The sequence below is a fragment of the Pantoea anthophila genome (assembly GCF_006494375.1).
GTDB classification, from domain to species: Bacteria; Pseudomonadota; Gammaproteobacteria; order Enterobacterales; family Enterobacteriaceae; genus Pantoea; species Pantoea anthophila.
Genome location: NZ_VHIZ01000050.1, coordinates 13,290 through 27,140, shown reverse-complemented (window position 1 = coordinate 27,140; position 13,851 = coordinate 13,290). Strand labels below are relative to the sequence as shown.

At 58.5% G+C, this 13,851-nt stretch carries 14 protein-coding genes and 1 pseudogene; 11 read left to right on the top strand and 4 right to left on the bottom strand.

Annotation, left to right across the window (positions count from 1 at the left end; all coding sequences use genetic code 11):
- Positions 1-17 precede the first annotated feature (17 nt).
- The 5 genes and pseudogenes from ghrA to FJW00_RS12250 all read left to right on the top strand — a co-directional run bounded on the left by ghrA (position 18) and on the right by FJW00_RS12250 (position 2,937).
- Complete coding sequence (gene ghrA / locus FJW00_RS12270) at positions 18-959, top strand: glyoxylate/hydroxypyruvate reductase GhrA (RefSeq protein ID WP_140924281.1); 942 nt, start codon at positions 18-20, stop codon at positions 957-959.
- A gap of 38 nt (positions 960-997) precedes the next feature.
- Positions 998-1,735: a phosphatase gene (locus FJW00_RS12265; protein ID WP_046101634.1), complete on the top strand. Its 738-nt coding sequence runs from the start codon at positions 998-1,000 to the stop codon at positions 1,733-1,735.
- A gap of 157 nt (positions 1,736-1,892) precedes the next feature.
- The gene (locus tag FJW00_RS12260) at positions 1,893-2,096 is read left to right on the top strand and encodes a hypothetical protein (RefSeq protein WP_046101635.1); all 204 of its coding nucleotides are present in this window, start codon (positions 1,893-1,895) and stop codon (positions 2,094-2,096) included.
- Positions 2,097-2,147: 51 nt separating this feature from the next.
- Positions 2,148-2,342: pseudogene (locus FJW00_RS12255) on the top strand (phosphatase); the annotation flags it as partial.
- A 28-nt stretch (positions 2,343-2,370) separates the two neighbouring features.
- A complete protein-coding gene (locus FJW00_RS12250; RefSeq protein WP_009090772.1) occupies positions 2,371-2,937 on the top strand; it encodes a TorD/DmsD family molecular chaperone in 567 nt (188 codons plus the stop codon).
- An 81-nt stretch (positions 2,938-3,018) separates the two neighbouring features.
- On the opposite strand, the gene FJW00_RS12245 is transcribed toward FJW00_RS12250, so the two are convergent.
- The 3 genes from FJW00_RS12245 to FJW00_RS12235 form a co-directional block, all read right to left on the bottom strand.
- Entirely contained in the window at positions 3,019-3,384 is a 366-nt protein-coding gene (locus tag FJW00_RS12245) for a helix-turn-helix domain-containing protein (RefSeq protein ID WP_058958361.1), read from the bottom strand.
- Positions 3,385-3,570: 186 nt separating this feature from the next.
- Positions 3,571-4,950 (bottom strand): CoA transferase, encoded by a 1,380-nt coding sequence (locus FJW00_RS12240; protein ID WP_140924276.1) that lies wholly within the window; start codon positions 4,948-4,950, stop codon positions 3,571-3,573.
- A gap of 43 nt (positions 4,951-4,993) precedes the next feature.
- Positions 4,994-5,878: a DMT family transporter gene (locus FJW00_RS12235; RefSeq protein ID WP_140924274.1), complete on the bottom strand. Its 885-nt coding sequence runs from the start codon at positions 5,876-5,878 to the stop codon at positions 4,994-4,996.
- Between the two features lie 163 nt (positions 5,879-6,041).
- Here FJW00_RS12235 and FJW00_RS12230 point away from each other — a divergent pair, with 163 nt between their 5' ends.
- Entirely contained in the window at positions 6,042-6,764 is a 723-nt protein-coding gene (locus FJW00_RS12230) for a glutamine amidotransferase (RefSeq protein ID WP_140924272.1), read from the top strand.
- Here FJW00_RS12230 and FJW00_RS12225 read toward each other — a convergent pair.
- Positions 6,752-7,315 carry a class I SAM-dependent methyltransferase gene (locus tag FJW00_RS12225; RefSeq protein WP_009090764.1) on the bottom strand — a complete coding sequence of 188 codons (564 nt, stop codon included), beginning with the start codon at positions 7,313-7,315 and terminating at the stop codon, positions 6,752-6,754. The two genes, FJW00_RS12230 and FJW00_RS12225, sit on opposite strands and share 13 nt — an antisense overlap.
- Before the next feature lie 232 nt (positions 7,316-7,547).
- Between FJW00_RS12225 and exaC the strand changes: the two genes are divergently transcribed.
- From exaC to FJW00_RS12200, 5 genes are all read left to right on the top strand, one after another.
- Positions 7,548-9,068 (top strand): acetaldehyde dehydrogenase ExaC, encoded by a 1,521-nt coding sequence (gene exaC, locus FJW00_RS12220; RefSeq protein ID WP_009090762.1) that lies wholly within the window; start codon positions 7,548-7,550, stop codon positions 9,066-9,068.
- A gap of 1,067 nt (positions 9,069-10,135) precedes the next feature.
- Positions 10,136-10,729, top strand: coding sequence for an SH3 domain-containing protein (locus FJW00_RS12215; protein ID WP_140924270.1), 594 nt, complete (start codon positions 10,136-10,138; stop codon positions 10,727-10,729).
- 23 nt (positions 10,730-10,752) lie between these two features.
- Entirely contained in the window at positions 10,753-11,247 is a 495-nt protein-coding gene (tssJ, locus tag FJW00_RS12210) for a type VI secretion system lipoprotein TssJ (RefSeq protein WP_009090760.1), read from the top strand.
- Between the two features lie 5 nt (positions 11,248-11,252).
- On the top strand, positions 11,253-12,593 hold the full coding sequence (gene tssK, locus FJW00_RS12205; protein ID WP_140924625.1) for a type VI secretion system baseplate subunit TssK: 1,341 nt from the start codon (positions 11,253-11,255) through the stop codon (positions 12,591-12,593).
- Between the two features lie 17 nt (positions 12,594-12,610).
- Complete coding sequence (locus FJW00_RS12200) at positions 12,611-13,849, top strand: DotU family type VI secretion system protein (protein WP_046101641.1); 1,239 nt, start codon at positions 12,611-12,613, stop codon at positions 13,847-13,849.
- Positions 13,850-13,851 lie beyond the last annotated feature (2 nt).

Genomic DNA, 13,851 nt, shown 5'->3' with positions numbered 1-13,851 from the left:
AAAAAAAGGAGAGCAGGATGGAGATCATCTGGTATCACCCGTCGCAGTCTGCAACGGCCTGGATTAGGGGTTTACAACAGCGTCTGCCACAGGCGCGGGTGCGTGCCTGGCAGCCAGGCGATGAGGGGCCGGCCGATTATGCGCTGGTCCGTTCTCCTCCCGCAGAGATGCTGCGGGGACGGGCCACCCTGCGCGGCGTTTTTGCCCTCGGCGCGGGCGTCGATGAGATTCTGAAACAGCTGGAGCAGCATCCGGGGATGCTGCCCGACAGCGTGCCGCTCTATCGGCTGGAAGATACCGGCATGGCGCGCCAGATGCAGGAGTATGCTGTCCATAGTGTCCTGACCTGGTTCCGCCGCTTTGACGACTACCAGCTTCAGCAGCAGCAGGCGTGCTGGCAGCCGCTGCCTCCCTATGCGCGTGAAACCTTTACCGTCGGTATTCTGGGGGCGGGCGTGCTGGGGCAGAGCGTCGCCGAGGGCCTGAAGCCCTGGGGATTCCCGCTGCGCGTCTGGAGCCGTTCGCCGAAAACCATTGACGGCGTCACCAGCTTCGCCGGTCGCGATGCTCTGCAGCCGTTCCTGCAGGGGACGCAGGTGTTAATCAACCTGCTGCCGAGTACGCCGGAGACGATTAACCTGATCGACCAGCACTTTTTAGCACAGCTGCCGCACGGCGCGTTCTTCCTCAACATCGCACGCGGTGCACAGGTGGTAGAAGCGGATCTGCTGGCGGCATTGGAGAGTGGTCAGCTGAAAGCGGCGGCACTGGATGTGTTTCAGGTGGAGCCGCTTCCTGAAGCGCATCCGCTCTGGTCCCATCCGCGCGTCACAATTACCCCCCATAATGCGGCGGTCACGCTGATCGACGAAGCGATCGACTATATTGCCCGCGCCATTACTCAGGACCAGGCAGGCGAAACGCCGCAGGGCAGGGTGGATCGGCAGCGCGGCTATTAACTAACCGGCCCTGCAAGGCCGCTCAGGAGGAGAGAAGAATGTATCCGGTAGATTTGCATATGCACACTGTTGCCAGCACACATGCTTACAGCACGCTGCACGACTATGTGGCTCAGGCGAAGCAAACGGGCCTGAAACTGTTTGCCATTACCGATCACGGCCCTGATATGGCTGACGCGCCGCACTACTGGCATTTTGTGAATATGCGCATCTGGCCGCGGGTGATCGATGGCGTGGCGATTCTGCGCGGTATTGAGGCCAACATTAAAAATCAGCAGGGCGAGATCGACTGCTCCGGCCCGATGCTTGATGCGCTGGATCTGATCGTTGCCGGCTTTCACGAGCCGGTTTATGCGCCGCGCGACAAAAAACAGCACACTGACGCGATGATCGCCGCGATGGCCAGCGGACAGGTTCACATCATCAGCCATCCGGGCAACCCGAAATTTCCGGTCGATATCCCGGCTATCGCTGAAGCTGCCGCACATTATGACGTGGCGCTGGAACTGAACAACTCCTCCTTTACCCACTCGCGTCCCGGCAGCGAACCTAACTGTCGCGCGATTGCCGCCGCGGTGCGCGACGCCGGTGGACGGCTGGCGTTTGGCTCCGATTCCCACACTGCATTTACGCTGGGCCATTTCGATCACTGCCTGCGCATCGCCCGTGAAGTGGATTTTCCGGAGGATCGGGTGTTAAATGTCACGCCGCGCCGCCTGCTCGACTTTCTGGAGCAGCGCAGCGGCAAACATATTGCTGAACTGGCTGACTTTTAACTGCTTCGTCGGGAACTCAGCCCCGCATAGGGGCTTTTCAGGGCCACCTTTCTCTGGTTTGAAAAGCACGCCTATGTTCAGATATTATCCAGCATATCTAAACAGCCCTGCCTCGGTTATATCAATAGTCACCCGCAGACGTGCCGAAGGATCAATAATGAAATTTGCAAAATGGCTGGGTAAATTTTCGGCACACCTTCTTGAGGGGACGATAACAGCAGCGATGAGTTTCCTGGCTCTCGCTTCGCTATTTTTGTTTGATAGTCTGGCTCTGAAGCTATGCGGCTTTTTTGGTTCTGTTTTGATGGGGTATGGAGCCGCTTATTTCCTTGGTAAAGCCAGAGGGGAGCACAGGGAATGACAGTGCATAGCTATTTCCTTCCCCTGAACACCCTGTGAGATAGTCTCTTATAATGCCGGTGGATGGCTTGTGTTTGGCTCCGATTCCCACACTGCATTTACGCTGGGCCATTTTGAACACTGCCTGCGCATCGCCCGTAAAGTGGATTTTCCGGAGGATCGGGTGTTAAATGTCACGCCGCGCCGCCTGCTCGACTTTCTGGAGCAGCGCAGCGGCAAACATATTGCTGAACTGGCTGACTTTTAACTTACTTTGCCTCAAGGAAATCTGACTCATGAATGAGTTTTCCATTCTGTGCCGCGTGATCGGCTCTCTGTTTAATCGTCAGCCGCAGGACCCGCTGCTGGTCCCGCTGTTTACCCTGCTACGCGAGGGTAAGCTGCAGTCACAGTGGCCGCTGGAGCAGGATGAGCTGCTGACCCGTCTGCAACAGAACAGCGATCCTCAGGCGCTGGCCGCTGATTACAACGCGCTGTTTGTCGGCAGCGACTGTAACGTGCCGCCTTACGCTTCACAGTGGCCTGAAGGAAAAACCGAGCCGGAAGTGCGGGCGTTTCTCTCCTCGCGCGGTATGCCACTGAGCGATGCGCCCGCGGATCACTTTGGTGTTCTGCTGCTCTCTGCGTCATGGCTGGAAGATCAGTCGGCGGAAGATGAGAGCGCGGCGCAGCTGGCGCTGTTCGAAGAGTATCTGCTGCCGTGGTGCGGGGCTTTCCTGGGTAAAGTGGAAGCGCATGCCACCACCGCGTTTTACCGCACGCTGGCGATGCTGAGCCGCGAAGCCATTCAGGTGATGTACAACGAGCTGCTTGAGAGTAACGAACAGCAGCCCGACGCCTGATTGCCTGCGTCGCCGGGTTCTGCCGGGACTGCCTGAGAATGTGAGTTTCTGCTAAGGCCCTGTGGTCGCTATCCGAGCAGTTTAAAGAATCAGCTGCTCGGGTCGGCAGGCGTATAACTTTGCAAGTCGCTCGCGTGTTTTCTTCTGGGGCTTACTGTCGGGTCGTTCGAGTTGCGAAATCGCACTTTGTGTCGTGCCCAGTTGCTGAGCCACCTCATGCTGACTCAGACCCCGATAGATGCGCCAGGCTGCCTGAAGGCTCACTTCCTGCTCAATCATGATCCCTGCTACGTCATGGGGGATCGTTTCGTCATCATGCTCATCCGCCTCAGCAGAAAGCGATTCCCACTCGCCCTCGCTGGCTGAAAGCAACTTTTCGTACTCCGCAACGGGCAGAACCACAAACTGTGGTTTACCGCTTTCATCATAAATATATTGTTTTGACATAATTTATCCGGGATTTTCTCTGTGCAGCAAATGCAACAGTAGCGCAGGGCATATCCTGACGGGCTGGCACAATACCTGTAAACACCGTCCCTGAGTTCCGGAGGAGGATAATGGCAAAGTCTAATGTTTTCAAGGTTATTTTCTAATTATCTAATGCCCGGTTTGTCAGGCGCTCATCCGTGCCGTTCACCACGCCGCCGGGTGCGTACCCGGCACACACCCCGGCGTTGCGCAGAACTGTGGTGTGCCGGGCAGCCAGGCGGCGGCGCGCAGCCGGACGCCAATCCCCCATGGCGTCAGCTCCAGGAAGGGCAGGTTGTCCTTCACCTGAGGCACAATGCCCGAGCCGGTGTGCTGGCCTGCGGGATGCTGCTGCAACAGCCATGCGGTGCGGGCCAGTGACAGCCGGACCTGGCTGCCGTGCCCTCCGGTAAGACGCCGCCGTAATCCCTCCAGCACCGCGGCCGCCAGCAGATAGCCGGTGGCATGATCCAGCGCCTGGACCGGCAGCGGGCACGGTTTATCGCTCTGCTGCCACTGCATGCCCCGTTCGGCAATGCCGCAGCCCATCTGCACCAGACTGTCGAAACCGCGCCGGTTGCGCCACGGCCCCTGCCAGCCCCAGGCATTCAGGCTGGCATCGACCAGCCCCGGTGAGAGTGACTGGCGGGTTTCGGCGTCAAAACCGAGCCGCTCCAGCGCATCGGCCCGATAGCCGTGTACCAGAACATCGGCGTCCCGCAGCAGGCGGATAAACCGGTCGCGATCGACCGGCTGTGTCAGGTCGAGCAGCGCACGTCGCTTGCCGCAGCTCATCTCTTCATCCAGCGTCGGCTCCGCCCAGCCAGGGGGATCGATGCGCAGTACCGTGGCACCCAGGCTGGCAAGAAAGCGGGTGGCGACGGGCCCGGCAATAATCCGCGTCAGATCCAGCACCCTGATCCCCTGTAACGGACGCGCTTCAGCCAGCGGCCATGCGGGCGCAGGCGCTGCATCCGTCGTGTGCCAGTCAAACAGCGGCTCGCGCTGCACCGCCTGACCCTGGGGATGCTGCTGCCAGGCTTCAGCGCTGCGCATTTTGGCGGCACAGCCTCCCGCATCAATAATTGCCTGCTCCAGTTCGCTGGCCTGCCACTGCTGAACCTGCTGCGCCAGCGCCGGGCGATCGGCGTGGGTGCCCAGTACCTGCTCCATCGCCAGCCGGTGATGAGCCGCGTTGGTATGCAGGCGGATCCAGCCGTCGCGACTGCGGTAGTCTCCGGCAAAAGCATCCCACATTGCCGGGCCCGGGCGGTTTAACGGATGAAAGCTCTGCTGAAACCAGCGTGACGCCTGCCTGACGTTGACGGTAACAGGTGGGGAGGGATAAGTCGGGCGGGCGGTGGCGAGAAGCGCCGCCACCGCCTGGGTTGCCAGACCCAGGCTGGTGGCCGCCAGTTCACTGACGGCAAACGCGGAAGAGAATGTTGAACGATCAATAAAAGCGGGGAGAGGCCAGACGTTATCGCTGCCTTGCAATCCCTGCACCATCTGTTGCCAGAGTGAGGCGGTGCGCGCTGAATCCATGTTGTGCTCCCTGAGTACGTTTTCTCAAGCATAGCACGCCGGATTAACGCCGCCGCAGGCGCGGGAAGCGGGCGTGCATGCGCAGATTACGCAGGTTAAGCACGGCGATGGCGGTGCCAAGGATCACCAGCGAGGCACCGATAATCTTAAAGCGGTTGAGACTGTCTCCCAGTACGACGATGCCCATCAGCACCGACAACACCGGCGTCAGCAGGGAGTAGGGCATGATCAGGTTGACGTTATATTTCTTCAGCAGCACATACCAGAGCGTGTAGGCAATAATTGACGAGGCGATGGCGCTGTAAAGAATGGCGAACCAGCCGTGCCAGCCTGCATGTTCGAGGGCGTAAAGCTGATTCGACTCCATCACCAGGCTGGAGGCACCGACAATCGGCATCGCCAGAAAGGCAATCCAGCCGGTCATGGTCAGTGGCTTAATCGGCGGCGACTTCTTCACAATCAGGTTACTGACAGCCCAGCCGGTGGCGCTGCACAACAGCAGGCAGAGCACCCACCACGACGGAATCGTCGGGCTGCCTGACAGCACCACCACACCGCTCAGCGAGATCACAATGCCCATCAGCTGCACCAGCTTCAGCTTCTCTTTCAGCACCAGCATCGCCAGCAGCATGGCAATCGGCGTGCCCAGCTGCACCACAATTGCCCCGGTGCCGGCATCGGTATAGCGCAGGCCGACGAACAGCAGCGAGAAGTGCATAAACCCGAAGGTGAAAGCCAGCAGCAGCAGCCAGGGCAGTTGCTTACGTTCAATACGGCAAAACGGCACCAGCACCACGGCGACGACCAGAAAACGCATAAAGGTCAGAAACAGGGGCGGCAGCTCCAGCAGGCCCCATTTCACCGCCACATTGTTGAAGGCCCAGACAGAGACCACCATCAGAATCAGAAAAAAATGCCGCACAGCCACGATAATATCCTTTCGATGTTTTTTGCTTAGCCCGCTAATGATGGCACGAACTGCGGCATTCCAGCCAATGCCGGAAAAAATTTTCTGCGCGCAGCGGTGAGACTTTCGGACGTGATGCTGGCAGACTGATTTGACACGACTTCTGAAAAGGACCCGATTCGGTATGACCCAGACGCCCGCTTTACCCCTTGCCCTGATTCAGCTTGAAGTCCCGCCCGCTAACGTTGTTTCGCAGATTGGTGAACAGCCACGCTGGTTTATCGACGCCCTCGATCTGCAACCCCATGAGTACCTGATTGTGCGGCCCCATCTCGGTGAAGCGTTACCGGCTTTTGATGAGATCTCCGGGGCGATCCTCAGCGGCTCCTGGGCGATGGTCACCGATCATGAGGAGTGGAGTGAGCGCAGTGCGGCCTGGGTCCGGGCAGCCATTGAGCAGGAGCTGCCGCTGCTGGGTGTCTGCTATGGTCACCAGCTGATGGCCTATGCGCTGGGTGGCGAGGTGGCGGATAATCCGCATGGCTGGGAGCGCGGCCTGCTCCCAATCCGCTGCAGCGCTCAGGCGCAGCGCGATCCGCTGCTGCAAAGTCTGCCAGCCGAGTTCAGCGTCTGGCTGTCACACCGGCAGTCGGTCATCACTCCGCCGCCTCAGGCGCAGGTGCTGGCGGCGTCGGCGCAGGATGGCTGCCAGATTGTGCGTTACGCTCCGCAGGCGCTGTCGGTGCAGTTTCATCCCGAATTTTCACGGCAGATTATGAACGTCTGTCTGCCGGAAGGGCTGTCTGATGGCGGGGATGTTATAGAAGGGAAAGACTGGGCGCGTGCCTTGCTGGTAGAGTTCTGGCAACAGACGCGCCCGGCCGCAGCGCAGGCTCAGGGCGCGTAGTGACGCCGGCAGCGATAGACCCAGGCGGGTGGCACATTTTTCAGCACCCGCTCGCGTTCCCAGGTGAAGTAACGCGACAGGTCGGGCTGGGTCAGTGAGGTGTACTGAAACTGCACGAAGATCCCATCCGGCCCCAGGGCATTAAACACCGCCCGCAGGATCGCTTCGCGCAGCGCGGGCGGTAAGGACAGCAGTGGCAGGCCGGAGAAGATCGCATCATATTCCCCGTTCAGGTACTCCGCGGAGCAGGTGCGCACGGTCATGCGCGTGTCGTCCAGCGCGCTGAGCTGGTCGGCCAGCGCAGCGCTGATCTCAAAGGCATCCAGCGTGGCGTCAGGGGACATCTCTGCCAGTATCCGCCGTGTCAGGACGCCATCGCCCGCGCCCAGCTCGGCAATCCGTAACGTTTCAGGCCACGCCACCGAGGCAATCATGGTGCGGCATAACGCCTCTGAGGACGGCGTTATGCTGCCCATCATGCGCGGATTGCGGATAAACTGATGCACGAAATTGGCTTTAGCGCGCATCTGGGTAAAAGCCGAAGCCAGCATGCTTATCTCCCGAATGAATTCATCCTCTCGTTGACCCCTTTGTGACGCACTAGTTTCTTATTTGCCAGCCTTTCCGAAAAAAGTCGGAATTTTCTATAAACGAAGCGGAAGCGACGATTCCTTCGGCGCGGTCACAGTTTCCGGTCATCGGAACTGACAGGCTGGCGATGATCATTCATGTTAATAATAAGTTTCGTCATTGTTACATCAGTCACCTGTCAGGAGAATGACCATGCGTTATGCCGCCCCGGGAGAACAGGGTTCTCTGATCACGTTACAAAAGAATTATGGCAACTTTATTAATGGTGAATTCGTCGCGCCGGTGAACGGCAACTACTTCACCAATACCTCGCCGGTAAACGGGTCTGAGGCCGGTGAGTTCCCGCGCTCAGACGTGGCTGATGTGGATAACGCGGTGGCAGCGGCCGCGGCGGCCGCAGAAGCCTGGGGCAAAACCTCTCCGCAGCAACGCGCGCTGCTGCTGCTGAAAATTGCCGATCGGCTTGAAGCGAATCTGGAGACGATGGCGGTTTATGAAACCTGGGATAACGGTAAGCCCGTGCGCGAAACGCTGGCGGCGGATCTGCCCCTGGCTGTCGACCACTTCCGTTATTTTGCCGGCTGCGTCCGGGCGCAGGAGGGCAGTGCGGCGGAGATCGATGAGTTCACCGCCGCCTACCATTTCCATGAGCCGCTGGGCGTGGTGGCGCAGATTATCCCGTGGAACTTCCCGCTGTTAATGGCGGCCTGGAAACTGGCCCCGGCGCTGGGCGCAGGGAACTGTGTGGTACTGAAACCGGCGGAACAGACGCCGCTGTCGATCACCGTGTTTGTCGATCTGATCAAAGACCTGCTGCCGCCGGGGGTGCTGAACGTGGTGCACGGGTATGGTAAAGAGGCGGGTGAGGCGCTGGCGTCCCACGCCGGCATTGCCAAAGTTGCCTTTACCGGTTCTACCGCCACCGGCGGCCATATTCTGGAGCTGGCGGCGAAGAGCCTGATCCCCTCTACGGTCGAGCTGGGGGGGAAATCTCCCAATATCTTCTTTGAAGATATCATGCAGGCGGAAGAGAGCTTTATTGAGAAAGCAGCCGAAGGCGTGGTGCTGGGCTTCCTGAACCAGGGCGAAGTCTGTACCTGCCCGTCACGGGCGCTGGTACAGGAGTCGATATATGAGCCGTTCATGGCGGCTGTCATGAAGCGGGTGAAAACTATTAAACGGGGCGATCCGCTGGATACAGAGACGATGGTGGGTGCCCAGGCGTCACAGCAGCAGTTTGATAAAATCCTCTCCTATCTGGACGTGGCCCGGCAGGAGGGCGCGGAGGTGCTGGTGGGCGGAGGCGTCGAGAAACTGGATGATTCCCTCAACAGTGGCTACTACATTCAGCCGACCCTGCTGAAAGGCAACAACAGCATGCGGGTATTCCAGGAGGAGATCTTTGGCCCGGTTATCGGCATCACCACCTTTAAGGATGAAGCTGAAGCCGTCCGCATCGCCAACGACTCCATCTATGGGCTGGGGGCAGGCGTCTGGACCCGCGATATCAACCGCGCTTATCGGGTCGGCCGGGCAATCAAAGCCGGACGCGTCTGGACAAACTGCTATCACCTCTATCCGGCGCACGCGGCCTTTGGTGGCTATAAGAAATCGGGGATTGGGCGTGAGACCCACAAAATGATGCTGGATCACTATCAGCAGACCAAAAACCTGCTGGTCAGCTACAGTATCGAACCGCTCGGTTTCTTCTGAACCTGACGCGGGGAGCCGCTGCCTGCGGCTCCCCGACGTCTCCGCTATCACCGCTGAACCACGCTACGGCGTGGTTTTTGTACGATTAGAGGATGTAATGTACCGGGTGATTTTTGCCTTCGGGAACCGTCAGACGGCCCGGTAAAGAACAATTAATCAGTCTGTTAAAAAATTTAACATGTTTATTTAACGTTTCGCTTACTTTCCTCTCCTCACGCCGGGTGCCTGGCTGCAGCCAGGCACTACATCAATATATTAACGTATTGATAAACTGGCATTTATACGAATTCTCCTTTGCGAACCTACGCCCGATGCCTCTCTGCTTCCGGGGCACGAATCATTCTGATCTTTCCTTAATAGCGCCACTCATTACATGAGAGGTATTAATGCTGATTTCAGCCCTGTCATATTTTTGAGTAAAAATACTTCATATTAACGCAACTTGTTAAGATTACTCCTATGTAGATGGTTAAAAGTGAGGCAGATTTGTATTAACAAAATTAGTTAACTAAATCTGATGTTTTTTGCACCAAAACCGTGCCGTTGAATTTTCGTCAGTCTTATGTAAACTTGCAGCTAATATTTACAAATGGATTTTGGTTTCAGGCTCACGGGCAGGATTTTCCTGACTCGTGCGGTAGCTATGAGAGATCATGGATTGATAAAGTGTTTAAAATGAACAACTAACAGCGGTCAGGGAAGGGTGGCTGGTGCGGTCTGCTTAAACTTTCAGCGACGTCTGAATTGTCAGCGCGAAAGTTTTTCTGTCATGGATGGCTTAAGTAATCTCTGGATTTACCCTGCCTCAGGAATTTTGTCGGAAAGAAATAGATCAACAATTTGATCATTTGCATTCAGGCGTAATTTCTTCCCGTCTCTGCCTTAGCCTGCCGAAGTCGCTTTTCATACTTAATCTTTGTTGATCGTTTTTCAGCAGTGCAGACGCTAATTCAGCGCAATCTGCTTAATGATTGCTTTTTGGTCTGGTACTAATCAGCGGCCAGACATTTAACACCCTCCGATTTTCATTACTGACACCCGGCCCCCGGCCACTCTTCTAGGTACGAATGGAACACAACATGAAAAATATGGTGAAGCTCCGCATTGCATTAGGCCTGATGGTTGTTTTCTCTCTTGCGGGCTGTAAAACGCCCCCAAAAATGACGGATGACACGCTGGTGACCAGCACAGTCGATGGCGTGGCGATCAGCCACCGCTATGCGATTAAACCGCCAGCCCAGTTCACGCCGGTGAATCAGCCCTACCGTGCGCTCTATCCTGCCTCGGTAATGAGTCAGCCCAGCTTTGGCGGCAAAGTGGTTGAGACCCTGAAAAGCGGTGACAGCTACACCGTCATTGGTCAGGTAGAGAACAACTGGCTGGCGCTGGGTGAACCGGCTCAGGCCGCTGCGGAACCGGAAAAGGATGCCACTATCGCGAAAGAGGCGACGCCACCGGCTGCGCCACAGGCCACCGTTAAGCTGGCAGGCTATGTGCCGTTCCGCGCCGTCGTGAAAAGCGAGCTTTACGATCAGACCGTGAAAGCCGATCAGCCAAAACGCCGTGCACGCAGCAGCAGCAAGAAGAAGACCTGCGTCGCGGTCAACGGTGACAGCACTGCCTGCCAGAACAGCAGCAGCGGAACCTGGATCATTAACTAATCGCACTGAGCAGGGAGGGCAGGATGATGATGACACGACAACTGCGCGCGGCGCTGATCGGCGTGATGGCCTGGCTGCTGGCAGGCTGCAGCAGCAGTACGCCGCCAGTGGCCTACTACAACCTGGATGTGCAGGCGCAGAACCAGGTCAACGGCGGTGCGCCGCTGAAAGTGCGGGTCATGTTACTGACCTCCGACGCGGATTTCATGTCGGCCGATTTCTACTCCCTGCAAAACCAGCCGGCGACCGCGCTGGGTAGTGCGCAACTGAATACGCAACAGTTCTTCCTGACGCCGGACCAGCGCAGCAAAACGCTGCGCATCCGGAGTCTGCCCGAGGCGCGCTTCATCGGCATCATGGCGGAATACCAGGCGCTGGATGGCAAAGTCTGGCGGCTGTCGCTGCCGGTCCCGGAAGGCGATGCCCCCGCATTCTGGGCGTTCTGGAAACGTAACGATGGCGAGCTGAATGCCCGCATCGTCGCGGGCGTTAACGGCCTACGAGTGGAAAAACAGTGATGCCTATGAACAGAGCCGAAAAGGTGGTCTGGACCGAGGGGATGTTTCTGCGTCCTCACCATTTCCAGCAGTCAGAAAATTATCTTCTCAGTACCCTGCGTGAATGGGGTCAGTCCCAGCGCCCCTTCACCTGGGGTTTTTACGATCTGGAGTTTGATGAGGCGCTGATGCGTCAGGGCAAACTGGCTCTGAGTGCCGCCAGCGGCTGCCTGCCGGACGGCACCTTCTTTGCGTTCAGTCAGCCCCGGCATGGCCCGGCACCGCTCGATCTGCCTGCCACGATTGACCGCAGCAAGGTCGTGCTGGCGATACCGGCCCGCCGCAACGGACGTGAGGCGGTTGCCTTCCAGGAGTCTCAGGATTCTCTGGCGCGCTATCTGGCCTGGGAAGCGGAAGTGGAAGATGACAACGCTCAGGCGGTGGGCAGCGCGACCGTGCAGTTTGGCAAACTGCGCCTGCGTCTGATGCTGGAGCAGGACCTGACCGCTGAGTGGACCGCAATGGGCGTGGCGCAGGTGATTGAAAAACGCAGCGACAACCATATCCGGCTCGACAGCGACTACATTCCACCGATGCTGACCCTCAACAGCAGCCGTCCGCTGCAGAACATGTTCAACGATCTGCACGGGCTGATCCAGCAACGCAGCCAGCAGCTGAGCCAGCGGGCGCCCGGCACAGGCCGCTTCAACAGCGCCGATATGGTCGATTTTATGCTGCTGGCGCTGCTCAATCGTCAGCTTGGCCTGCACAGCCATCTGCAGCATCTGCCGCTGCTTCATCCGGAGACGCTCTACAGCCACTGGGTGCAACTGGCGGCAGAACTCAGCACCTGGACGCCCGCCCGCGCCCCGGACGGGCTGCCGCTTTACGATCATGACGATCTGCAGGGCTGCTTCAGCCGCCTGTTACTGCTGCTGCGTCAGGGACTGTCACAGGTGATGGAGGAGAGCGCCATTCAGCTGCCGCTGATCCAGCGCTCACACGGTCTCAATGTCGCGACCGTGCCGGAAAGCAGCATGGTGCATGAGTTTGGCTTTGTGCTGGCGGTTAAAGCCAGCGTCCCGGCCGACACCCTGCAGACTCACTTCCCGGCGCAGATGAAAGTCGCGCCGGTCAGCAAAATCCGCGATCTGGTGCAGCTGCAGCTGCCGGGGCTGGCCCTGCGGGCAATGCCCGGCGCGCCGCCGCAGATCCCGTGGCATGCCGGTTACAACTATTTCGAACTGGATAAGAACAGCGAGCTATGGAAAGAGATGGAGCGCTCAGGCGCTTTTGCGCTGCACCTTGCCGGTGAGTTTCCGGGCCTGAACATGGAGTTCTGGGCCATCCGCAGTCAGTCAGAATAATAAACTGAGCACGCAGCATGATGCAGGAACACGAAAAATCACACAGCGACATTGCGCCGGATGCCAGCCATCAGAATGTGCTGGTCGCGGCGGCGAATCCCCTGATTAATGCCATTCCCCAGATCCGACATTCCGTCACCCATGACGATCCGGCCCAACTGCGCCAGCAGCTGATCGATCAGATCCGGCGCTTTGAACTGAGCTGCCAGCAGTCGGGGCTCGGCTATGAAGTGATTATCGGCGCGCGTTACTGCCTCTGCACGGCGCTGGATGAGGCGGCGGCGCTGACCCCCTGGGGCAGTCGCGGCGTCTGGACCAGCAACGGTCTGCTGGTCACCTTTCACAACGAAACCTGGGGCGGCGAAAAGTTTTTCCAGCTGCTGGCGAAGCTGTCACAGAACCCGCGTCGTCACATTCTGATGCTGGAACTGATCTACTTCTGTCTGGTGCTGGGATTCGAAGGGCGCTATCGGGTGCTGGACAACGGGCGTTCGCAGCTGGAGACCATCAAACAGCGGCTGCTGCAGATGATTAAAAGCGTGCGCGGCAGTTACGCGGCGGCGCTGTCACCGCACCCGACCGATCAGCCGGTACTGCGCAAACTCTGGCGACCGATGATTCCGCTGTGGGCCTGCGCGGCCGTGGCGGGGCTGGCCGCCTGCCTGTTTTATATCGTGCTCAACTGGCGTCTGGGCGATTACACCTCGCCGGTGCTGGCGCGTATCTACCAGACGGCCCTGCCGGAAGTGAAGATCGGTAATCCGGCGCCGCCTCCGCCTGCCACGCTGAACCTGCGCGCCTTCCTGAAACCGGAAATTGATGCCGGGCTGGTGGCGGTGCGCGACGAGGCGGACCGCAGCGTCGTGACGCTGAAAGGGGACGGGCTGTTTGCCTCGGCGGCCACCGAGGTGCGCGGACGTTATACCGACGTCATCCGGCGTATCGCCGCCGCCATGAATAACGTCAGCGGCCAGATTCAGGTGATTGGCTACAGCGACAACGTGCCGATTCGCAGTGCGCGCTTCGCTTCCAACTTTGAACTCTCTCTGGCGCGTGCCGAGTCGGTGCAGAGCCTGCTGCAACAGCAGCTGGCGCAGCCTTCACGGGTGAAAGCGGAAGGGCGCGGTGAAAGCAATCCGCTGGTGCCAAACACCAGCGCAGAAAATCGTGCACGTAACCGTCGGGTTGAAATCACGCTGCTGGTAGCACCGGATGCGACCCATGCCGAACTTAACGGCCTGGCGAGAGGGAACTGATC